The following is a 21,519-nucleotide window of genomic DNA, read 5'->3' as shown; positions in this document are numbered from 1 at the left end:
CCTACTCCGCGACCCCGGCGCTCGGTAAGGCGCCGGGTGAGACCGGGGCGGTCAGGCCGCCGTCGCGCATTACAGCGACGGCGTCGGTGAGCGGGACGAATTCGGTGTCGTGCGTGACCATCACCGTGGCCACCTGGAACTCGTCCGTCACCTGGCGCAGCAGCCCGACGATCGACGCGCTGCGCGCGTGGTCCAGCGCCGCCGTCGGCTCGTCCACCAGCAGCACCTTCGGGCTGCCCATCAGGGCCCGGGCGATGTTCGCTCGCTGCCTCTGCCCGCCTGACAGCTGGTGCGGCCGCTTGTCCGCGGACTCCGCCAGGCCCACAAGGTCCAGCAGCTCAAGAGCGCGCGAACGCGCGGCCTTCAGGGACTTGCCGCGCAGGTGGTGGCCAATCATCAACTGCTCGACGGCGGTCAGGGACGCCAGGAGGTTGGGCTGCTGGAAGATGATGCCCACCGTCTCCCGGCGCAGCGCGGTCAGTTCCTTGTCCTTGAGCCCCGCGGTGTTGGTTCCAGCAATGACCACGTCCCCACTGGTGGGGCGGACCAGGGTTGCGGCCACGGCCAGGAGGCTGGATTTTCCCGAGCCGGACGGGCCTACCAGCGAGACCATCCGGCCCTCCGGTACCTGGAGGCTGACGCTGTCCAGGGCCTTGACGGTTCCCCCGCCGTCCGGGTATTCGAGGGTGACGTTGGTGAGGGTCAGCGGGTGGGTGAGGACGGAGCCGGCAGTTGGGGTGGCGAGGAGTGCAGGTGTCGCAGACATGGGAGTACCTTTCGGGAGGGTGAAGAAGGAGCTAGTTGCCGCCGAGGGCAATCAGCGGATCGACGGTGGTCACCCGGCGGACTGCCAGCGCGGCGCCCGCCATGCCCAAGGCCACAATTCCGAGCACTGGGAGCAGCGTGGTGGCCGGCGTGACCAGGAACGGTGCGGCCTGGGCTGCGGCAAATCCGCCCAGAATTCCGACCGCCCCGCCCAGGCCCGCGCCGGCCAGCAGCACGATGGCGGCCTGGGTCATGGCATCGCGCAGCACGTAGCCGCCGGACGCACCCATGGCCTTGAGGACGGCGATATCGCGGGTGCGCTGCACCGTCCACACCGTCAGGAACGCCACAATGACCAGTGCCGAAATCCCGTAAAGGAACGCCTGCATCAGCAGCAGCGACCCGTTTTCACTCTTGAAGGACCCCAGCGCCTGGAACGAACCTGTGCGGGTGGTGCTGACCGTCCGAGCCATCGCATTGGCCGCCGCCTCGTCCACCACGGCCCCGTCCTGGTACGTGACTGCGACGACGGTAGCCACCGGCCCGCTCCCTGGAGTGCTGCCCGGCCCGCTGCCCGGCCCGCTGCCCGGCCCGCCCCCCGGCGCGCTGCCGGCAGCCGGAGCTAGATGCGCCACCTCGGCCCAGGTGGGGAGCGCCGTCCACACCACGCCGGTGTGGGAATACCACTGGTCATCCACGACGGCGGTGACGGTCAATTCAGTGCCACCCACCGTGGCCGTGTCGCCGACGTCGAGCGACAGGTCTGCGGCGACGGTCGCGCCGATCACCACCGCCCCGGCCCGGACAGGCGAAGGCGCCAGCATCCCGTCCTCGGCAACGCCGAACACCGCCACATTGGTGGTGCCGCCGTCGCCGCCCTGGAGTCGGGACTGGCTGATGCCCAGGGCCTCGGCCCGGGCCACCCCGGGGGTGCGCTTCCAGCTGTCCACCTGCGCTGCCGTCACTTCACTTTCGGTGAAGGATGCCGTGGGCTGGTTGGTTCCCGGGGCGCCAAAAACGATGCTGTCCACCGGCTTGGACCCGGCGCTGGCCGCAGCGCCGGAGTCTGAACCGGAGCCAGCGCCAGACCCGGCACCCAGCTTCCCGATGGCGGACGTGGACTGGTCGCCCAGCCCGGCGGTAAGCCCGGACAGCAGCACCAGCAGCAGCGTCACCAGGGCCACCACGCCGCCCATCAGGGCAAACCTGCCCTTGGCGAACCGGATATCGCGAATAGCGAGAAACACGTTGTACTTCCTTCAGTGGAGGTGGAATTCCTTCTGCATCCACTCTCCGGCGCATCTGCCCAACCCACATCGGGGACTTGGTTGAGCCGGGCGGGATAAAGGTCTGACGGTGCGGTCAACCTTTTGGTTGATCCGGACACCCACGCCGGCGCATAAGCTGATGAAATGCCTGCCGCGGAACCACAGACCACCCCGTCGGGGGCTGCCATCCTGCGGTTCCTGCGGGTCACACTTCACGTCAGTTTTGCCGTGCTGCTGCTGGTCGCCATCCTGCGGCTCCACTTCGCGGAAGGCCAGGACGACGCCGGCGGCCCTTCCGTGGCCGCGCGACGCTACATTTGGTCCGCCCTCGCCCTCGCATTGGCAGCCGCGTATCTCGCCGGCACCATCCTGGAAAAGCGCTTCGCCGCCGGCCGCTCCAGCTTCAACCCGCACCCCTACGCCGCCCCGTGGCTGGGCCTTGTCACCGTGCTGTGGGGCGTCCTCCTCGCAGGCAGCGCCGAGTTCTCCTGGGTGGCCTTTCCGCTCTTCTTCCTCCACCTGCACGTCCTCCCACGAAGGATTGCGCTGTTCACCATCGCCGCGATGACGGCCGCCGTCGTTGCCTCGCAGTGGGTGGCCAGCGGCCTGCCGTCGCCCTCCCTCCCCATGGTCCTGGGGCCGGCGCTGGGCGCCGGGTTCGCGGTTGTCACCGGGCTGGCTTACCGGGCGCTCTACCAGGAGAGCGAGGCGCAGCGTCTGGCCGCGGACGAACTCCGGCGCACCCGGGCCGAGTTGGCCAAAACCCAGCACGACGCCGGAGTCGCAGCTGAGCGTGAACGCCTGGCCCGCGAAATCCACGACACCCTCGCGCAGGGCCTGTCCAGCATCGTCCTGGTGGCGCGGGCGGCTGAGAAGTCCCTGGCCAGCGGCGATCTTGCCACCGCCGCCGAGCGCTTCGCGCTGGTGCAGCAGACGGCGTCCGAAAACCTCGCGGAGGCGCGCAGCTTTGTCCGCGGTCTCTCCTCACCCCAGCTCCAGGAATCGTCCCTCCCGGAAAGCCTGCAGCGGCTCTGCGGCGAAACCGAAACCCTGGCCGCCGCCCGCGGAGACGGCCTCCGCTGCCGCTTCGAGCTGGTGGGCGACCCCGCGGAGCTGCCGCCGCAGTACAGCGTCACCCTGCTCCGGGCTGCTCAAGCCAGCCTCGCCAACGTGAGGCTCCACGCCAAGGCAAGCACCGCCGTCGTCACCCTCGCGTTCCTCGGGGACGAGGTCACCCTGGACGTGTACGACGACGGCACGGGCTTTGTGCCGGAAGCGCCGGGTTCCGGCGTGGCCGGCCGCGCGGACGGCAGCGGGTTTGGGCTGCGCTCGCTGGCTGCGCGGGTGGGTGAACTGGGCGGATCCGTGGACGTGGAGACGGCACCCGGCGAGGGGACCGTCGTCGCCCTCCGGCTGCCGCTCATCGCCGGCGAAGCAGCGCCGAAGGGGGAGCGGGACTGATGGGCGAGCTCCGTATTCTGCTGGTGGATGACCACCCCGTGGTCCGCGCGGGCCTGCGCGCCATGCTCACCGAATTTGAGGACTTCAGCGTGGCTGCCGAGGCCGCCGACGGGGATGCGGCGCTGCGCGAACTCGCACGGCTGCGGGCCCTGGGGGAGCGCGTGGATGTGGTGCTGATGGATATTCAGATGGGCGCCGGAATGGATGGCGTCACCGCCACCGCCGCGATCCGGCGGCTGGACTCCCCGCCGCCGGTCCTGATCCTGACCACCTACGACACCGAGGCGGACATCCTGGCCGCGGTGGAGGCAGGCGCCAGCGGCTACATGCTCAAGGACGCGCCGCCGGAACAGATCCGTCAGGCGGTACTGTCGGCAGCGGCCGGCCAGACGGCGTTGGCGCCGAAAGTTGCGGCACTGCTGATGTCGCGGATCAGCAGCCCCGAAACAGCCCTCACCACCCGCGAGGTCCAGCTGCTTGAACTGCTGGCCACCGGCCTGACCAACCGCGCCATCGCCAAGCGGCTCTTCATTTCGGAGGCCACCGTCAAAACCCACCTGGTGCACATCTACGGCAAGCTCGGCGTGGACAACCGGACCTCCGCCATCGCCCTGGCCACGCAACGACGGATCATCCGCCCGCCGGGCCAATGACCTCATCGCTGCTGCTGACCGGGCCCTCTACGCGGCCAAGTCCCTGGGACGGAACCGTACCGTCCACAGCGACCGCACCAGCTAGTTCCCTTCGCCCGACGCGGGAGCCCCGAGGTGCGAGGCCTGTAAAATTGAGTCAAATCAGGCCAACATGATGAATGCCGGCGCCGGTTTGAACCCGGCGCCGGCATCTGTGCATCACGATGATCGGCAAACATGTCATTCAGGTTTCTTCCCAACAAACTCACGCCACGGGCCCTGTGGGCCGCCGTGGCCGCTGCCGGTGTATTGGTCCTGGTGGCCGTGGGACTAGTGGTGGGTTTGGGGTCTCGGCCGGACCCGGACACCCCGGCCGGGCAAGCTTTGGCTGACGTTGCCAAAGCGCAGTCCGAAGCCAAGGCGGCGAAGGGCCGTTACGGTTCGTTCTGGCTGACCGGGGGAGACCGCAGCCTGGAAGGCCTGGCGTATCCGCTTCGGACCGAGGGTCTCTCGGATCTTCGCGCCATCGAATGCGCTGACGGTTGGGTGGCCGCCGCCCGCGTAGGTGGGGACGTCTATGTGCGGTCCAGCGTGCGGGACCAGGTGGTGCGGGCAGGCTCCGCGGAGATTCCGAGGCCCGGCTGCATCACGCCCGAAGCGGTGGAGGCCATGCTGGCCGACCTCGGCGCCGGACCTGAAGTGCCCGCGCCCGCGGCTTCGGCGTTTGAACGCCCGGACGGAGCCTCCGGATACCGGCCCAGTTACCACATCACGCCGCGGGAAAACTGGATGAACGATCCCCAGCGGCCCTTCTGGCTGGACGGTCAGTGGCACTACTACTACCTCTACAACTCCGGCTACCCCGGGGAGAACGGCACCGAGTGGTACCACGTCACCAGCACCGACCTGGTGCACTGGAAGGACGAGGGGGTGGCAATCGAAAAGTACAAAAACGGGCTCGGCGACATCGAGACGGGCAGCGCCGTGGTGGATCACGGGAACTCCGCAGGGTTCGGCGAGGACGCCGTCATCGCCGTCATGACCCAACAGGACAAGGGAGTGCAGCGGCAGTCGCTGTTCTATTCCACCGACAAGGGGTATTCGTTCAAGGCCTATGACGGCAACCCGGTGATGGACAACCCCGGGGAGCAGCACTGGCGCGACCCCAAAATCATCCGCGATGAAGCCAACAACCAGTGGGTCATGGCCCTGGCGGAGGGCGAGAAGATCGGACTGTACGCCTCCTCCAACCTCAAGGAATGGCGCTACCTGTCCGGTTTTGACCGCGAAGGCCTGGGCGTCCTTGAATGCCCCGAGCTCTTCCAGCTCGACGTCGACGGCGATCCGGCCAAACGGACCTGGGTGCTCGCCGCCAGCGCCAATGGGGCCGAGGAGGGGAAGTCCACCGGCGTGGCCTACTGGACCGGAACCTGGGACGGCACGCGGTTCACGCCGTCAGACGAGAAACACCAGTGGCTCGACGACGGCTCCGATTTCTACGCCGCCGTGACCTGGGAGGACCCTCGGCTCACGGAAAGCCAACGCATGGGTTCCCGCCACGCCATCGCCTGGCTGAACAACTGGGCCTACGCGCGAAAACTGCCCACGGAAGACTGGCACGGCGGCACCGACACTGTAGTCAGGGACATCCGGCTCAAAACGGTCTCCGGAAGACCCACGCTCGTCTCCACGCCCACGGATGCGTTGAAGTCACTCGAAGGCGAGCCGGTCACTGTGGCGGACCGGAAACTGACTCCGGACGGTGCTCCAGGTCTGCCCGAGCCCCACGGCGGTGCGTACCGGCTTGACCTCACGCTCGAACGCGCGGCCGGGGACGACGGCTCCGAGGCCAAAGTGGAGCTGCTCGCCGAGAACGGGGTCTTCGCCACCGTGGGCTACGACTTCGACTCGGAAACCGCGTTCGTCTCCCGTGACGGCGCAGCCAAGGAAACCGCCGGACTCGGACCCGATTACGGCGTGGTCCGCCGGGCGGAATCTGCTCCCCACGAGGGCAAGGTGCAGCTGACAATTTATGTGGACTACAGCTCCGTTGAAGTCTTCGTCAACGGCGGGGAGAGGACCCTGACGTCGCTGGCGTTTCCCGCTGGCGCTCCCAAGGGCCTGAAAGCATCGACCAAGGACGGGACGCTGACGCTGAATTCCTTCAGTTACACGCCGATGGCCGCCGCGTCCTGAGCCGTTCAAGCGCAGGGCGCTAGTTGAGCTTCCCCGCCAGCCGTTCCCGCATAACGACGCTGGCGGCATTCAGCCCGATCAGCTCCACGGCCCGACCGTGCCGGCGGTACTTCTCGGTCACGGCGTCCAGCACCGCGATGGTTGAGGCATCCCAGAGGTGCGAAGCGTGCAGGTCCACAATGACCCGGCTGATGCCCGGCTCGGCGTCCAGGGCGTACTCGAACTGCGTGTACAAATCGTTGGACGAGGCAAAAAACAGCTCGCCGTCCACGGTGTAGGTGGCCACGTTTTCGCCGTTAAGTTCGACGACGGTCCGCTCCACTGTGACGAAGTGCGCCACCCGCCGGGCGAACAGGGCCGTGGCCGCCAGCACGCCGGCCCCGACGCCGATGGCCAGGTTGTGGGTGGCCGATACGACTGCCACCGTGATCACCATAACGGCGGTCTCGGACCTGGGCATGCGGCGCAGGGTCCGCGGGGCGATGGAGTGCCAGTCGAAGGTGATGGCTGAAACAAAGATCATCACGGCCACCAGCGCGGCCATCGGGATCAGGCCCACCACGTCGCCAAGCACCACCACAAGGACCAGCAGGAAGACGCCGGCCAGGAACGTGGACACGCGGCTCCGTGCCCCGGACCCCTTGACGTTGATCATGGTCTGGCCGATCACGGCGCAGCCGCCCATGCCGCCGAAGAAGCCGGTGACGATGTTCGCGACTCCCTGGCCCCAGGACTCCCGGGTCTTGTTGGAGCGGGTGTCCGTGATGTCGTCCACCAGCTTGGCGGTCATCAGCGATTCGAGCAGCCCCACCAGGGCCATGGACAGCGAGAACGGTGCCACGACCTGGAATGTCTCCCACGTCAGCGGGACGTTCGGAAAGAACAGGGACGGCAGGCTCTCGGGCAGCTGGCCCTTGTCTTGGACGGTAGGGACGTCCACGCCCGCCAGCACGGCAAACAGGGTGAGCACCACGATGGCCACCAAAGGTGAGGGTACCGCCGTCGTAATTCTTGGCAGTCCCACCACGATCACCAAGCCGATCGCCACCAGCGGATAAACCATCCACGGCACGCCGATCAGTTCGGGAATCTGGGCCATAAACACCAGGAGGGCCAGCGCGTTCACAAAGCCCACCATCACCGAACGCGGGATGAACCGCATCAGCCGTGTGACGCCGAGGACCGCCAACAGGATCTGGAAAACGCCGGCCAGGATCACCGCTGCGATCAGGTGGTCCAGGCCGTGGCTGCGCATCAGCGGGGCGATAACCAGGGCTACGGCGCCGGTGGCGGCGGAAACCATGGCGGGCCGGCCGCCTACAAAGGAGATGGTGACAGCCATGGTGAACGAGGCGAACAGGCCGATCCGCGGATCCACGCCAGCGATCACCGAGAAGGCAATCGCCTCCGGGATCAGCGCCAGCGCCACCACAAGGCCTGCCAGCGCCTCGGTCTTCAGCCGCCGCGGCGAGCGAAGGGTGGCGCGGACTGATTGGAGCTGCTGAGGCGTGCCGGGCCGGGCATCGGGGGCGCTTCGTGCGGCCATGGCTGGGTCCAATCGTGCTCGTGAAGCGGCAGTGGTGGCTTCATTCTTAGGCAGGGGAGGGGTGGCGGGACGCCTCATTGCGAAATAGGGGGCGCGTCCGCCCCTACCAGTCTGGGGCACACGCTAAGCCAACTGCTAAAATGACTGGGTTGTAGACCGGCCTATAGCTAGTCCAGCCAGCGCCGTAACGTAAGTAGGGGACCAAAAGACATGACGGCAGGCGGTTCACACATCAGCACTTCGGAGAGCGTCCCCGGTCCGCCGAAAAAGACAGCGGCCGAGCTCCCGACTCCTGCCGCGCCCGCCGTAGCTCCGCCCACCAAACGCCGGGTGTTCATCGCCACCTGGCAGGGGTTCCTCGGCGCCCTCATGATGTTTGTGGGTTCGATCGGAACGGGCTGGATCGCCAACGGCTCGCCCATGATCCGGCAGCCGGTGGTCATCGCGCTGCGGACCGAGGGCTGGGGCGTGACGCTGTCCACCGTGCTCCTGACGCTGGGGGCCATGCTCCTGATGCGGTCCTGGCTCCGGCTGGGCCAGCGGCTGGACGAGTGGGGCGAACACTCGCTGCGGTCGGTGGTCATAGCCATCTCCGCCTGGTCCCTGCCGCTCCTGCTGGCTGTCCCCATTTTCTCCCGCGATGTCTACGCCTACACCGGCCAGGGCCGGCTGGTCATGGAAGGCCAGAACCCGTACGCCGTGGGCATCTCCACCCTCAACAACTGGTTCGCCCTCGGCGCGGACCCGGCCTGGGCGGAGAACCGTACCCCCTACGGGCCCTACTTCCTGTGGCTCGCCCGCGGCGTGGTGGAGCTGACAGGGGCGCAGCCCGACGTATCCGTCCTGCTGTTCCGCCTGATCGCCGGCGTCGGGGTCCTGCTCTGCGTCATTTACGTGCCCAAACTGGCTGAACTGCACGGCATCAACGGCGCCCGGGCACTCTGGATTGCGGTGGCCAACCCGCTGTTCCTCATCAGCTTCGTGGCCAGCGCCCACAACGACGCGCTGATGGTGGGCCTCGCCGTCGCCGGTGTCTACTTCGCCGCGACGAAGCGTTACCTGGCCGGAATCCTGCTGGTCACGGCCTCCATCGGGATCAAACCGATCACCGTGCTGCTCCTGCCGTTCATCGGGGTGATGTGGGCAGGCCCGGCCGCGTCGTGGACGCGGAAGTTCCTCATTTGGGGTGCGACGGCGGGAATCAGTTTCGCGGCGCTGGCCGTCAGCGGGATCCCGTTCAACCTCGGGTTGGGCTGGGTCTGGGCCATCATGGACCCGACGCCGGGGTACACCGGCTATTCGCCGTCAGGCTTCCTGGGGCAGCAGGTGGAGTTCCTCGGCAACGTGCTGGGACTGTCGGGCGGCACCATCGCGGACCTCCTGCGAACAGGCATGAAGTGGGCGGCTATCGGGCTCGTGCTGCTGCTGATGTTCCGTGGCGATTACTCGCGGGCAGTGCGCCGGTTGGCGCTGGCGTTCACCGCCGTCGTAATGCTCTCGCCCATCATCCAGCCCTGGTACATCCTCTGGTTCCTGCCGTTCCTGGCGGTGACAGGTATCCGGAACGACTGGCAGATCCGGAGCCTCTACGTCGCCGTGACGTTCTTTGTGGTGTTCGGCGCGCAGGACCAGCTCTCGGTCTGGTCGTTTGTGGAGCTTCCCATCGACGCGTCCTCTTTGGCGTTCGTGACGGCCCTGCTGTTCACGTTCTACCTGCTGGTCCTGGACATCCACACGCGGAAGCTGCTGATCGAAGGCAAACCCTCGGACTGGGCCCGGCGTGGCTGGCGATGGGTCCTGGACCAGCGCCGCAGCGCCCGCTGAGGCGCCTAGCTCCGCCAAAATGCTCTAACGAGCGGATTTAATACGCGGCCTTGCGCCGGAGGCCCAAGCGGTAGCCCAACCAGAACGCGAATGTCAGCAGTCCAACTGCGATCAGCACGTACCCGGTCCGGGCCTCGCTGTCCATCAGGACCAGCGTGTCCGATGTGAAGGTCTGGTTGGACAGGGGCGCGTAGGCGAACCACCCGATCTCCTGCCGGGGTGACAGGACTGCAGCAAGTCCTGTAGCAACGGCGGCTGCCGCGAGGAGCGGTGCCAGCAGCGGCCGCCAACGGCGGAGCCCTGACCTGTTTTTGTTGTCTTCCCCCATAGTCATGGCACTACCCTAATGCGGTCCGGACCAGCCGGTCCGCGTCAGACGGTCCGCGTCAGACGGCCTGCGGGACCGCCGTCGACTTCCGCCCGAGCTCAGCGGTGCGCTTCACCGACCACCACAGGAGCACTACCAGCAGCACATTGCGCGTGGTGAGGATGGCGGCCATGACCGGGTGGGCGTGGATGAGCGGGGTGTAGAACAGCGGATAGATCACAAACGTGGTCACGGCGATCCCCATCAGCAGCGCGGCAGGAACCTTCCAGCGGTTCCAATCGTGCGTGAGGCCCGCGATGATTACCGGCGCCAGCCAGATGATGAACTGCGGGGAACCCACCTTGTTGAACACGATGAACGCCGTGGTCATCATCAGCGCGCCCTCGAGGAAGAGCTCCTCCCGTTCGGCGCCGCGGTTCAGTGCCCGGACCAGCAGCACAGCGGCCACCGCGGCGGCGAGGATCAGCAGCGGTTGCATCAGGAAGGCGGCCACGTCGGCGCCGGGGCCGTAGACCTCGGTGGAGTTGATGGCCGTGTTGTCCGCCATCTTGGACCCGGCGATGTTGAAGACGCTGAGCCACACCCACGGCGTGGAGAACGTGGCTTCAAGCTGCATGCCACGCTCGCCCTGGTTGGTCAGGAAGTCCATGATGTGCGGCAGCCCGCCGGACAGGTACGTGCCCAGGCCCACGACGGCGGTGACCGCCACGCCGGAGGCCAGCACCTGGATCCGCTTGCGGCTGGCAATAACGATCGGCACCAGAACGGCCGCCGGCCACACCTTGAGCCAGGTGGCCACGCTCAGCAGGATCCCCGCCACCACGGGGCGTTCGGCCGCGTACAGCAGCGCAATCAGCACGATGGGGGCGGTGATTCCTTCCACCCGGGCGAAGCTGAGGTAGCCCATAAAGACGGTGAAAAACAGCCACCACCAGGCGGGGGCGATGCCCTTCACCTTCCGCGGTCCGCGCGTCAGGAAAGCAAGCCCGACGGCGTTGAGCGCTGTGATGATCAGGAACCAGCACAGGAGGTACAGGCTGGGTCCGGCAATGTTCGCGAGGAAGATCGGGATCTGCGCCAGTACCGGGTATACCCAGGGGCTGATCTTGCCGTCCAGGCTGTCCGGGTTGTAGCCGTCCATGGCCCACTGGCGGTACTGCTCAGTGTCGCTGAACGTATCGCCGTTGAGGAAGAACGACGCCATCCAGCCCAGGAAATACAGGTGGATGACGGCGAAGCCCCACCAGACGCTGGACGGACGGGCAAACCAGTCCACCACGCGCGCGGGCAGGACGGTGCTGCGGACGCTGACCAGCCGGTCGAAGAACTTCGTGGAAATCTCAGGACTCCTTGAGCGCGGGGACGGACGCGGACGTCTTTTTGCCCAGCGAGTACAGGCGCCGGACCGACCACAGGAACAGGACCACCAGGAGGACGTTGCGGATGGTCAGCACGCCGGCCATGAGGGGGTTGTTGTGGCTGAGGGCATCGTAGAACAGCGGGTAGATGAAGAACGTGGCGACCGCGATGGCGATGAGCATGGCCGCGGGAACCCGCCATTCACGCCAGCTGTGCGCCAGGCCCACTGCCACGGCGGGCGCCAGCCACACCATGAACTGGGGTGAGCCCACCTTGTTGAAGACCACAAAGGCGGTGGTGAGGGTGAGGGCTCCCGCGAGCAGCAGTTCGGTGCGGTCCACGCCACCGCCGTTTGCATCCTGGTTCAGCTTGCCGTTGTGCAGTGCCCAGAACGTTAGGCCGGCCACGAGCAGCGCGGCGAGGATCAGGAGCGGCTGCATCAGGACGGACATCACCGCGGTACCGGGGCCGTCCACCTGCATGGAGTTGATGTCGGTGTTCATGTACATCCGGGAGTCGCCGATGTTCAGCACGGACAGCCACAGCCACGGGGTGGTGAACGTTGCCTCCAGCTGCATGCCCCGGTCGCCCTGCTGGGTCAGGAAGTTCAGCAGCTTCGGCACGCTGCCAATCGTGGCGGCCAGTGCCACCACCACCGCTGTCGTGGCCACACCGGCCAGTACCACCAGCAGGCGGTTCTTGACGACGGCGAAGAGAGCCAGCATCACCGCGGCCGGCCAGACCTTTACCCAGGTGGCAGCGGCGAGGATTACAGAGGCGATGAACGGCCGGCCCACTCCGTAGGCCAAAGCAACCAGAACAATCGGAGCCGTGAGGCCGTCCACGCGTGCGAAGCCGAGCCAACCCATCAACAGCGTGAAGCTGAGCCACCACCAGCCCGCCGGGATCGCGTCCTGGTTGCGGCCACGGTCAGTCAGCTTGGCCAAGCCCCAGCCGTTAAGGAGAGTGGTCATCAGCACCCACAGGAAGAAGAACGGTCCGGGTCCCGCCAGCCCTGCCAGCGCCATCGGGATCAGGGCCAGGATCGGATAGACCCACGGGCTGGGACCACCGCTGAGGTTTGCCTCGTTGAACCCAGCCGCAGCCCAGTCACGGTAAATGAACGTGTCACTGAACGCTTCGCCGCGAAGGGAAAGCAGCGCGCCGAAAATCAGGAATCCTAGGTGCACCAGGATGAAGCCGGTGAGCAGCCCACGGGAAGTGTTCAGCCAGGACCGTACAGGCGTCGGCAGAATGACGTTGCGGATCCGGGTGAGCGAGGCGAAGAATGCGTCCGTGGAAATGGCGGAATCCTTGTCAGAGAGGGGCAAAACGGGTGCCGGATCGTGCCGCTGGGCGGGAACCGGAAGCATCGGGGGTCCATTTACAACAGCCGCCCCTACCAGTCAAGGGTAGTTGACTGTCCGTGGTGGCCAATAATCTGCGACCCCGCGACTGTCACTTTCCAGGGCTTGAAACGGTTAGGTCGCCTTGGCCTGGCGGTAGCGCTCGAGCTGTTTGAGCCGCCGCAGGAGGCTGTCGCGCCGCGGGTGCGGCACGGCGTCGGGCGCCTCTGCGGTGAGGTCAATGTGTTTGGTGCCGTACTGCCAGAGCAGGAGGTCATCCAGCAGGCGGTCCGGGCCGGGGGAGTACCGGTGGTCCAGCGCCTTGCGGACCTCGGTGATCCGCTGGGCGCTGAGCAGGCCGGCCAGCTGGACGGTCTGGTTGAGGCCGTGGGCGGCCATGAGCTCGGCAGCCCAGCCCCAGTCGTCATCGACTTTGCGGTCCACGTGCGGCAGCAGCGTGCGCCAGACGTCACGGATCCGGTTGGGTGTGAGCTGGGCGGCCCCCTCACCCTCGACATCCCAGTAGCTGCGGACTTCCTCGTAGCGTTCGTGGAGGTCCGCGAAGGCGCTTTCCACGGTTTCGAGCATGGCGGCGGTGGCGGTGAACTGCCGGTCGAAATGCGGTGTCCAGGCGCGGGGGTCCTCGGCCTTGAAGCGGATGTCGTGCTCGATCTCGCTCCAGGCGTGGGCAAAGACGGTGCGGATCTGGCATTCGAAGAAGTAGCTGCCGTTGGCCGGTGTGTCCGGGTTGAAGGCCTGCTGGTAATCCTTGACGGCCTCGTTCTGGATGGTGCGCAGGATGAGGTGGCGGCTGGAATAGCCGTACGTGCCGGACTCGATGGAACCGATGTCCTTCTCGCGGTCACCGCGGCAGTCGAACACCTGGCGCTGGCGCTTGATGATGTTGGCCACCAAGGCATTCTCGGCCGGCAGCTTGGTGATGACGCGCACGCCGACCATGTCGTTGAGGGTGCGGAACGGGTCCGGGAACTTCAGCGCCGGGGGTCCGCCGGGTTCCAGCGGGTCCTCGATCCGGGAAATCTTCTCCCGGAACGATTCCACCGACTTGGTGCGCCCGGTGACAAACAGCGGCGTGACCTCGGTGTCCTTCAACATGTCGCGGAGGATGTGGAGAACGTCCTTGGTGACCAGCTTCAGGGCAGGGCGGACGCGCTCGTAGATCTCCACGTTCTCCTGCACGGATTCACGCAGGCTGATGTCCAGGCTGTCCCAGTTACTCGGCATGCCCCCAGCTTACGGCGGGGGTGTGACAGCGGCCCGTCGGACGCTCTCTCACTTAATGCGGGAAAAACAGCAACCTTCTCTCACTTTCCTCAGGAAAGTGAGAGAGCGTCCGCCAAAAACCCGCATTAAGTGATAGAGCGTCGCTAGGGGGTGGGGGGCGAGGTGGAGTTGCGGATCACCAGGGAGCTCTCAAGAGTCAGCTGCGGCTGCTCCAGCCGGTTGCCTTCCATGAGCAGGCGCAGCTGCCCGCCTGCCTTCAGCCCCAGCGAGGTTGCCGGCAGGTGCACGCTGGTCAGGCTGGGATTGCTCGTGGCGGAGTACGGCAGATCATCGAAGCCGGCGATGGCCAGCTGGCCCGGGATCTGTACGCCTGCCACGCGTGCTTCCTGCAGCACCCCGTAGGCGTGGGTGTCCGTGCAGCAGGCCACGGCGGTGACCCCGGCCTCCTGCCACGCCGGCCAGGCGGCAGCGAACGCGGCAGCGGACGCACCGACGTCGATGGTGGTGCTGATGATGCCGTCGGCGGGCACCGACATTCCGTGTTCGCTGGCCGCGGCGAGGAAGGCGCGGCGTCTGAGCTCAAACGTGGCCGTGCCTGTCACGCTGTCCATGTAGGCCACCCGGCGGTGCCCAACATCCGCCAAATGCGCGGCCAGCTGGCGCGCGCCGTGCGCAACGTCCAGGTTGACGGACGGGGCGTAGGCCTCAAGCCCCGGCGCATCCAGCAGGACGACTGGGCCGGCGGCGGAAAGTTCTTCCAGGAATTCGGCGTTGGGAGCGTCAACCAGAAGCCCTGCCGGCCGGAGCGCCATCAGCTTCCGGACGTCGTCGGCCTGCGGAAACTCCCCGGCGTCGGTGACGGACAGCAGCAGCTGGTAATCAGCCCCGAGCGACTCCCGGACCCCGGCGATCACCTTGGCGAAAAAAGGGTTGGAGATGTCCGGGGCCACGAGTAAGACGATGGAGCTGACGCCTTTGGCCAGCGAACTGCCCACGCTGTCCACGACATAGCCGAGCTCGGATATGGCCTCCCGCACCCTGGTGATGTTGTCCTCAGAGACGCGGCCGGCAGTCTTGCCGTTGGCCACCAGGGAAACCGTGGCCGTCGAGACGCCGGCGCGGGCCGCAACCATAGCCGCCGTGATCCGCCGCGAGCGGACGGATTGGGCTACCTGCTCCGCGGATTCCATATCTCGATCGTAGTAGGCACGCAGGCATGCGGGCATTCCGCCCGCAGGCAGGTGCATCCTAGGCACCGACCCCCTGAACACGTGCGTCATCCGGAGACGCGGTGAGCGGCACAGGTTCCGGTCGCGACGCCGTGCTTTGGATCGGGACAGAGGATCCGGTGCGGGCCGATTCGAGCACAGACTCCATGACTTCGAGGACGTGATAGGCCAACTGGCCGCCGGCGCGCGGCTCTGCTCCCTCCGGCGTCGCCGCGAGATCGGCGATGCCGAACCCCCGGCCGGAGTCCCTGTACCCTGCCGAGGCCGGAAGGGTCTTCCAGGACCCGGCGCCGAGGGTGAACAGTTCCACGTCGCCGTCGAAGCGGTTCGGATCAGGCACCACCAGGGAGCCGCGCTCGCCGTGGATCTCAATGTTGGCGGACCTGGTCTTGACGGCGTCGAAGCTCATGACCAGGGTGGACAGCGCCCCGTCGGCGTGGACCAGGATACCGGTCACGTGCGAGTCGAAGTTGACCGGGATCACCTCGCCCTCCCGCGGGCCCGACCCGATGGTCCGCTGGGTCCGCGTACGGCTGGCCGCCCCGGTCACGGAGACCACCGGCCCCAGCAGGGAAACCAGAGCACTGACGTAGTACGGGCCCATGTCCAGCAGTGGGCCCCCGCCGGGTTGATAGTAAAAATCCGGGTTGGGGTGCCAGCGTTCATGGCCGGGAGTGACCATCGTGGCGGTGGCCGAGATGGGGGACCCGATCAGGCCGTCGTCGATCGCTTTGCGGGCGGTCTGGATGCCGGTTCCGAGAACGGTGTCCGGGGCGCAGCCGACGTGGACGCCGGCGGCGCGCGCCGCTTCCAGCACCTGGCGGGCCTCGCCCGTCGTGGCCGCCAACGGCTTTTCGCCGTAAACGCTTTTGCCCGCGGCGATTGCTTTGAGGGCCACTTCGGCGTGGGCGGCCGGGATGGTCAGGTTCAGGACCAGATCCACGTCATCGGCGGCGATCAGTTCGTCGACCGTGAGCGCCCGGACGCCGTCGTAGCCGTCGGCGACAGCCTGTGCGCGGGCCGGATCCAGATCCGCCACGGCCACCAGTTCGATGGCATCGAGCCGCCGGAAGTTGGCGAGGTACTGGGCAAGGATGGCCCCGCACCCAATAATTCCTACTTTCAACGGCTGGCCCACAGCAGGCCCCTTTCGATGATGGTGCGGACGTTACTGTCCTGGAGGATTTCCACCCGGTGTCCGGGGGTGGCGACGAAGATTCTGCCTTGGCCCCATTGCCGGGTCCAGATGGCCGGCGAGGTCACCTCGCGGTTCCAGGGATCCCAGGCGCGGACCTTCTGGGTGGTGGTGGCGAGGACGTCGACGTAGTCGTCGGCCAGCACCCAGTACTGTTCGGTGACCAGTTCGAAGTCGCTGATGCCGCGGGTAATGGGGTGGGTTTCCGCGGCGGGAAGCATGTTGATGGTGTACGGAACGTAGTTGTCGGACTGTTCGCCGGTGCGCTGGCCGGGGTGGTTGCCGGGATGGCAGGCAAACTGTCCGCCGATCAGGTGGAGGTAGTCCGAGGTGTTCCGGTACGAGTCGGCGATCCCGCCGTGCCAGCCGGCCAGGCCGGTTCCGTTCTCGACGGCGGTCCGCAGGCCCTCGAATTCGTCCTTTTCGATGGTGGACATCGTCATGCACTGCATGATGAGGTCAACGCCAGCCATGTAGCCGGCATCGGCGTAGATTTTGGCGGACTCTTCGACCCGGACGTCAAAGCCGTGGTCCTTCAGGTACGGAATGAAAAGCTCTGTGGCCTCGATGGGCTGGTGTCCATCCCAGCCTCCACGGACCACGAGTGCGGTCTTTTTGTCTGTCATGGGTTTTCCTTTGCTGGGGGATCCGTGTTCTGTGCTCAACGTCCTAGACCTTCTGCCATTGGCTGGAGTTCGCCGCGCTGTCCTCGACGGCGGCCAGCACCTGCTGGACCTGTAAGGCATCGGCGAAGGACGGTTCCGGCTGGCGGTTTTCCGCGATAGCGGTGACGAAGTCGACCACCTGGTGCGTGAAACCGTGTTCATAGCCCAAGCCGTGGCCGGTGGGCCACCAGTTGCCGACGTACGGATGCTCGGGCTCGGTGACGAAAATCCGCCGGAAGCCGGCGTCGGGGGATTCGGCCGCGTCGTAGAAGGACAACACGTTCATTTCCTCGAAATCGAAGGCCAGCGACCCCTTGGTTCCGTTCAGTTCCAGCCGCATCGCATTCTTGCGGCCCAACGCGTAACGGGTGGCCTCGAAGACACCGATGGGCCCGCCGTCGAACCGGGCACTGAAGATCGCGGCGTCATCGACCGTGACGGAACCGCGCGGCGCATCATTTCCCGCATCGCCGTGTCCGCCCAGGCCGACAAGAGCGCCGGCCAATGGACGCTCAGCAACGAACGTTTCCAACAGGGCCGAAACGCCGGTTATCTTCTGCCCGGTGATCCACTGCGCCGCGTCGATGCTGTGCGCACCGATATCACCGAGGGAACCGGAACCGGATTTGCTCTTGTCCAGGCGCCACGTCATGGGGGCGTTCTCGTCTGAGAGCCAGTCCTGCAGGTACTGAGCCCGCACGTGCCGGATGGTTCCGAGCCTGCCCTGCTCCACGAGCCGCTTGGCCAGCGCCAGTGCAGGCGTCCGCCGGTAGCTGAAGCCGCACAGCGAGAACACCCCGCGCTTGGCGGCCGCCTCCGCCGCAACGGTCATCCGCTCCGCTTCCTCCACGGAGTTGGCGAGGGGCTTTTCGCACAGCACGTGCTTGCCCGCTTCGAGGGCGGCGATCGCGATCTCGGCGTGCATGTCGCCAGGCGTACAGATGTCAATCACGTCAATGTCATCGCGCTCGATCAGCCGACGCCAGTCAGTCTCAGCGGAGTTCCACCCCAGTTTATTGGCCGCGGCACGGACGCTGTCCCCGTTTCGGCCGGCTACAGCCGTGAGCTGGGGTTCCAGCGGCAGGTCAAAGAACCGGGGGGCTGTCCGCCATGCGTGGGAGTGGGCGGCGCCCATAAAGGCGTAGCCCACCATGCCGACGCGCAATGGCTTTGCGGAAGTCATTGATTTCCTTTCGTAGGAATTTCGGGTTACTTGCTGAATCCGGCGGTCAGGCCGCTGAGCAGCTGGCGCCGTGCGATGACGTAGATGACCAGCAGCGGCAGCGTGGCGAGCACCACGGATGCCAGCACCGCGGGGATGTTGACGCTGAACTCGCCTTGGAACGTCCATAGCGACAAGGGGAGCACCCGGGTGGAAGGGCTCTGCGTCAGGATGAGCGGGAAGAGGAAGCCGTTCCACACGTGGAGGGCGTTGTAGATGCCCACGGTGATGACGGCGGGCTTGGTCATGGGCAGGGCGAGCCGCCACATCATCGCCCAGTCTGAGCAGCCGTCCAGGCGCATGGATTCGAACAGCTCATTGGGCACGTCCCGCATGAAGTTGGACAGGATGAGGACGGAGATGGGGATCGCGAACGCGATGGACGGGAGCACCAGTGCGAGCAGCGTGTCGTAGAGGTGGGCCCTGGTGATCATCCAGTAAATCGGGATGATCGTGGCATGCAGCGGAATGGCCAGGCCGAGCAGGAAGAGGTTGTTGGTCCAGTTCAGGAACCTCCCCTTGCCGCGGACAATCGCGTAGGCGGCCATAAACGCCACGAACAGTCCCGGCACCACACTGCCCACGGTCACAATGAGGCTGTTCATGAAGTACTTGGCGAAGTCGTTCTCTAGCACGAGCTTGTAGTTGTCCAGCGTCGGCTCGGTGGGAGGCATCATCGGGTTAGAGGAGAAGAATCCGGCCTGGTTCTTCAGGCTGGTCACCACCACGTAGTAGACGGGGATGATGATGAACGCCAGCCAGGCCCAGCCGCCCAGGCCGCCCAGAAAGTTGGGCCGCTGCCGGGCAGTGCGGGCGGTGCGCCGGTTGGGACGCCGCCCTGCGTTTCCCGGACGGCGTACGACGGCGGCAGGAGACGTGGGTAGCTGAATCTCGGTGGCCATCAGGCACCTTCCAATTGGCTGTCGTTGCGGTTTTTCCCGCCAAGGCGCTGCAGCAGCAGGGCCAGGGCCAGGCCGATGACCACCAGGATGACGCCGAGTGCGCTCGCGGCACCCATGTCATTGGCCTTGAATCCGGTCAGGTACATGTGAAGCGGAAGCAGGCGGGTGGCATAGCCGGGTCCGCCGGCGGTCAGGACGAAGATGAGGTCGAAGTATGCCAGTGAGCCCACCACCATCAGCGTGGAGGAGGTGACGATGGTGTACTTCAGCTGCGGCAAGGTGATGCTGAAGAACTGCTGGATGCGTCCCGCGCCGTCGATCTGCGCGGCTTCATACAACGATGTGGGGATCTGCCGGACACCGCCTTGGTAGATCAGGGTGTGGAACGGCACGAACTGCCACGCGATCACAAAAACGACGACGAACAGCACCAGGTCCGAATTGCCCAGCCAGTCCTGCGTGAGGAACGGCAGCCTCAGGCCGGGGCCCAGCCCGAAGTTGGGATCAAGGAGTGCCTTGAAGGCGATGGCCACGGCGGCGGAGGAGAGCAGGAGGGGCACGAAGTACAGGACGGCAAGCGCTGCCCGGTACTTATGGCCTGCTGCCGTGAAGACGCCCAACAGCAGGCTGATCGGTGCCTGGACGATGAAAGAGAAGAACATGATCTTCGCCGTCACCAGCAATGCGTTGCCCGTGATCGGATCAGTCAGGACCGTGGTCCAGCTGGAGAATCCAACAAGCCTGATTTCGCCCAACCCGTCCCACTTCGTGAAGCTGAGGAACAGCACGCCGAACAACGGGATGATCGCGAAGAGGAGGAAGAAGACGAGGGCTGGAGCGGCCAGCCACCCCGACGGACCCTTTTCCAGGGTCCGCCGGGAAGCTCCGGTGGTAACTGACACAGCTATTTTCCGATCGTTGCGTTCATCGTTGCGACAAACTGCTCCGGGGTGATCTTGTTCAGGAAGATCTGATCCAGGTTGGCGAGCATCGCGTCGCCCTGCGCGGGGCTCAGTGCCTGGTCCCAGGAGAGCTGGAAGTTGGGAGCGTCTTTGGCCAGGCCGTACGCGAAATTCAGGAATCCCTTGTCCGGTGAGGCTTCCAGCTTGCTTTCGATGCCGGTGACCACCGGCACTGCGCCGGAGTCGATCAGGGTCTGGGTGTCCGCATCGGTAAACATCCCGTTCTTGATGTACTCAAGGGCGGCTGCCTTCTGGCTGTCCGTGGCCTTGGAGGAGACGGACCAGAAGTTGGACGGGTTGCCCACGATGTTGGCGGGATCGCCCTTGCCGCCTTCAACGGTGGGGAATGTGGTGAAGCCCAACTTGCCACCCTTGGTGAAGTCCGGCGCGTCCTTCTTCATTCCCTGGTAGATCCAGCCGCCTTGGAGCACCATTGCAGCTTTGCCCGTGTAGAGCAGGGCCTGGTCCGCGTTGGAATCGGCCGCGATCGAGGAGAAGCCATTGATGAAGCCGCCCGCATTGACCAGGTCCTGGATCTTGGTGAGGGATTCAAGCACTGCAGGGTCTGACCAGGCATCAGGCTTGTTGGCCGCAATCTTGTTGAACACCTCGGGTCCGCCGACGCGGTCCACCAGGTATTCAAGCCACATCAGGTCCGGCCACTTGGACTGGCCGCCCAGCGAGAAGGGAGCCACCCCGGCCTCTTTGAACTTCGGCACGAGGGCCATCAGCTCGTCCCAGGTTTTGGGTGGCTGGGCGCCGATCTTGTCGAACAGATCCTTGTTGAAATAGAGCACAACCGGCTGGACGTTGTTGTTGGGCAGGGCGTAAATTTTGCCGTCCACCTGGCCGTTCTTGATGATGGATGGCAGGTAGCGGTCCTTGACCTGGGGGTTTTTCGCAATGAAGTCCGTGAGGTCCTCGACCTGCCCGGAGTCAACGTAGGACTTGAGGACGCCGCCGCCCCAGCCGTAAATGAAAGTAGGACCTTGACCGGCGCCGATGGCAGTACGCACCTTGGTCTTGTAGGCATCGTTTGCGAAGAAGTCGAGTTTGATGGACTGGTCGGGATGCGCAGTGTTCCACGCGTCGATGGATTTTTGGGTATTGGCCTGGTTCCCGCCGGTCAGCCCCCACATCGACGGCGAATCGGCGCTGACATTTGCGGGGCCGCTGGAACCGCAGGCGGCCAGGGAGAGCGTCAGTGCGGCAGCCAGGGCCGTGGAACGCAGCTTTCGATTGAACATATGGTTTCCGTCCATCCTTCGGGGGGTCGTCACTGAGCGCCCGGTGTGAGTTCAGAAGTCCAGCCGCAGGAAAGAGGCTGCACTGTGAGTGGAGTTGGTTTCAGCCAAAGTCTTCGAAATATTTCGA

At 65.8% G+C, this 21,519-nt stretch carries 18 protein-coding genes; 4 read left to right on the top strand and 14 right to left on the bottom strand.

Annotation, left to right across the window (positions count from 1 at the left end):
- Position 1: 1 nt before the first annotated feature.
- Both ACZY0Q_RS16520 and ACZY0Q_RS16515 read right to left on the bottom strand, forming a co-directional pair.
- Complete coding sequence (locus ACZY0Q_RS16520) at positions 2-766, bottom strand: ABC transporter ATP-binding protein (RefSeq protein ID WP_463918483.1); 765 nt, start codon at positions 764-766, stop codon at positions 2-4.
- Between the two features lie 31 nt (positions 767-797).
- On the bottom strand, positions 798-2,012 hold the full coding sequence (locus tag ACZY0Q_RS16515; protein ID WP_463918482.1) for an ABC transporter permease: 1,215 nt from the start codon (positions 2,010-2,012) through the stop codon (positions 798-800).
- Positions 2,013-2,177: 165 nt separating this feature from the next.
- Between ACZY0Q_RS16515 and ACZY0Q_RS16510 the strand changes: the two genes are divergently transcribed.
- The 3 genes from ACZY0Q_RS16510 (at position 2,178) to ACZY0Q_RS16500 (ending at position 6,322) form a co-directional block, all read left to right on the top strand.
- A complete protein-coding gene (locus ACZY0Q_RS16510; RefSeq protein ID WP_463918481.1) occupies positions 2,178-3,494 on the top strand; it encodes a sensor histidine kinase in 1,317 nt (438 codons plus the stop codon).
- Complete coding sequence (locus tag ACZY0Q_RS16505; RefSeq protein WP_463918479.1) at positions 3,494-4,147, top strand: response regulator; 654 nt, start codon at positions 3,494-3,496, stop codon at positions 4,145-4,147. The genes ACZY0Q_RS16510 and ACZY0Q_RS16505 overlap by 1 nt, the downstream gene beginning before the upstream one ends.
- Positions 4,148-4,363: 216 nt before the next feature.
- Positions 4,364-6,322 carry a glycoside hydrolase family 32 protein gene (locus tag ACZY0Q_RS16500; protein ID WP_463918477.1) on the top strand — a complete coding sequence of 653 codons (1,959 nt, stop codon included), beginning with the start codon at positions 4,364-4,366 and terminating at the stop codon, positions 6,320-6,322.
- 19 nt (positions 6,323-6,341) lie between these two features.
- Here ACZY0Q_RS16500 and ACZY0Q_RS16495 read toward each other — a convergent pair whose 3' ends face one another.
- On the bottom strand, positions 6,342-7,868 hold the full coding sequence (locus ACZY0Q_RS16495) for a SulP family inorganic anion transporter (protein ID WP_463918475.1): 1,527 nt from the start codon (positions 7,866-7,868) through the stop codon (positions 6,342-6,344).
- Positions 7,869-8,078: 210 nt separating this feature from the next.
- Here ACZY0Q_RS16495 and mptB point away from each other — a divergent pair, with 210 nt between their 5' ends.
- Positions 8,079-9,692, top strand: coding sequence for a polyprenol phosphomannose-dependent alpha 1,6 mannosyltransferase MptB (gene mptB / locus ACZY0Q_RS16490; RefSeq protein WP_463918473.1), 1,614 nt, complete (start codon positions 8,079-8,081; stop codon positions 9,690-9,692).
- Between the two features lie 37 nt (positions 9,693-9,729).
- Here the strand turns inward: mptB and ACZY0Q_RS16485 are convergent, their stop codons facing one another.
- The 11 genes from ACZY0Q_RS16485 to ACZY0Q_RS16435 form a co-directional block, all read right to left on the bottom strand.
- Positions 9,730-10,026, bottom strand: a complete 297-nt coding sequence (locus tag ACZY0Q_RS16485) for a hypothetical protein (RefSeq protein WP_463918472.1) — start codon at positions 10,024-10,026, stop codon at positions 9,730-9,732.
- Positions 10,027-10,078: 52 nt separating this feature from the next.
- The gene (locus ACZY0Q_RS16480; protein ID WP_463918470.1) at positions 10,079-11,299 is read right to left on the bottom strand and encodes a glycosyltransferase 87 family protein; all 1,221 of its coding nucleotides are present in this window, start codon (positions 11,297-11,299) and stop codon (positions 10,079-10,081) included.
- 61 nt (positions 11,300-11,360) lie between these two features.
- Complete coding sequence (locus ACZY0Q_RS16475; protein WP_463918682.1) at positions 11,361-12,683, bottom strand: glycosyltransferase family 87 protein; 1,323 nt, start codon at positions 12,681-12,683, stop codon at positions 11,361-11,363.
- A gap of 177 nt (positions 12,684-12,860) precedes the next feature.
- On the bottom strand, positions 12,861-13,970 hold the full coding sequence (locus ACZY0Q_RS16470) for a GTP pyrophosphokinase (protein WP_463918468.1): 1,110 nt from the start codon (positions 13,968-13,970) through the stop codon (positions 12,861-12,863).
- Between the two features lie 143 nt (positions 13,971-14,113).
- Positions 14,114-15,160 carry a LacI family DNA-binding transcriptional regulator gene (locus ACZY0Q_RS16465; RefSeq protein ID WP_463918466.1) on the bottom strand — a complete coding sequence of 349 codons (1,047 nt, stop codon included), beginning with the start codon at positions 15,158-15,160 and terminating at the stop codon, positions 14,114-14,116.
- 58 nt (positions 15,161-15,218) lie between these two features.
- Positions 15,219-16,337, bottom strand: coding sequence for a Gfo/Idh/MocA family protein (locus tag ACZY0Q_RS16460; RefSeq protein ID WP_463918464.1), 1,119 nt, complete (start codon positions 16,335-16,337; stop codon positions 15,219-15,221).
- Positions 16,322-17,020 (bottom strand): ThuA domain-containing protein, encoded by a 699-nt coding sequence (locus tag ACZY0Q_RS16455; RefSeq protein WP_463918462.1) that lies wholly within the window; start codon positions 17,018-17,020, stop codon positions 16,322-16,324. Before ACZY0Q_RS16455 ends, ACZY0Q_RS16460 begins: the two co-directional genes overlap by 16 nt.
- A gap of 43 nt (positions 17,021-17,063) precedes the next feature.
- Positions 17,064-18,242, bottom strand: a complete 1,179-nt coding sequence (locus ACZY0Q_RS16450) for a Gfo/Idh/MocA family protein (RefSeq protein ID WP_463918461.1) — start codon at positions 18,240-18,242, stop codon at positions 17,064-17,066.
- A 26-nt stretch (positions 18,243-18,268) separates the two neighbouring features.
- Complete coding sequence (locus ACZY0Q_RS16445; protein WP_463918460.1) at positions 18,269-19,183, bottom strand: carbohydrate ABC transporter permease; 915 nt, start codon at positions 19,181-19,183, stop codon at positions 18,269-18,271.
- Positions 19,183-20,085 carry a carbohydrate ABC transporter permease gene (locus tag ACZY0Q_RS16440; RefSeq protein WP_463918459.1) on the bottom strand — a complete coding sequence of 301 codons (903 nt, stop codon included), beginning with the start codon at positions 20,083-20,085 and terminating at the stop codon, positions 19,183-19,185. Before ACZY0Q_RS16440 ends, ACZY0Q_RS16445 begins: the two co-directional genes overlap by 1 nt.
- Before the next feature lie 2 nt (positions 20,086-20,087).
- Positions 20,088-21,392 (bottom strand): extracellular solute-binding protein, encoded by a 1,305-nt coding sequence (locus ACZY0Q_RS16435; RefSeq protein ID WP_463918457.1) that lies wholly within the window; start codon positions 21,390-21,392, stop codon positions 20,088-20,090.
- Between the last annotated feature and the right edge of the window lie 127 nt (positions 21,393-21,519).

This window comes from Pseudarthrobacter lactosi, assembly GCF_055412785.1.
The sequence above is the reverse complement of the archived record's forward strand: the minus strand, read 5'-3'. Positions and strand labels throughout refer to the sequence as shown.

Bases quoted from the DNA above. Each gene is read 5' to 3' on its own strand.
- ACZY0Q_RS16520 (WP_463918483.1), bottom strand. From the start codon at position 766: ATGTCTGCGACACCTGCACTCCTCGCCACCCCAACTGCCGGCTCCGTC.
- ACZY0Q_RS16510 (WP_463918481.1), top strand. From the start codon at position 2,178: ATGCCTGCCGCGGAACCACAGACCACCCCGTCGGGGGCTGCCATCCTG.
- ACZY0Q_RS16505 (WP_463918479.1), top strand. From the start codon at position 3,494: ATGGGCGAGCTCCGTATTCTGCTGGTGGATGACCACCCCGTGGTCCGC.
- ACZY0Q_RS16500 (WP_463918477.1), top strand. From the start codon at position 4,364: ATGTCATTCAGGTTTCTTCCCAACAAACTCACGCCACGGGCCCTGTGG.
- ACZY0Q_RS16495 (WP_463918475.1), bottom strand. From the start codon at position 7,868: ATGGCCGCACGAAGCGCCCCCGATGCCCGGCCCGGCACGCCTCAGCAG.
- mptB (WP_463918473.1), top strand. From the start codon at position 8,079: ATGACGGCAGGCGGTTCACACATCAGCACTTCGGAGAGCGTCCCCGGT.
- ACZY0Q_RS16485 (WP_463918472.1), bottom strand. From the start codon at position 10,026: ATGACTATGGGGGAAGACAACAAAAACAGGTCAGGGCTCCGCCGTTGG.
- ACZY0Q_RS16470 (WP_463918468.1), bottom strand. From the start codon at position 13,970: ATGCCGAGTAACTGGGACAGCCTGGACATCAGCCTGCGTGAATCCGTG.
- ACZY0Q_RS16465 (WP_463918466.1), bottom strand. From the start codon at position 15,160: ATGGAATCCGCGGAGCAGGTAGCCCAATCCGTCCGCTCGCGGCGGATC.
- ACZY0Q_RS16455 (WP_463918462.1), bottom strand. From the start codon at position 17,020: ATGACAGACAAAAAGACCGCACTCGTGGTCCGTGGAGGCTGGGATGGA.
- ACZY0Q_RS16450 (WP_463918461.1), bottom strand. From the start codon at position 18,242: ATGACTTCCGCAAAGCCATTGCGCGTCGGCATGGTGGGCTACGCCTTT.
- ACZY0Q_RS16445 (WP_463918460.1), bottom strand. From the start codon at position 19,183: ATGGCCACCGAGATTCAGCTACCCACGTCTCCTGCCGCCGTCGTACGC.
- ACZY0Q_RS16435 (WP_463918457.1), bottom strand. From the start codon at position 21,392: ATGTTCAATCGAAAGCTGCGTTCCACGGCCCTGGCTGCCGCACTGACG.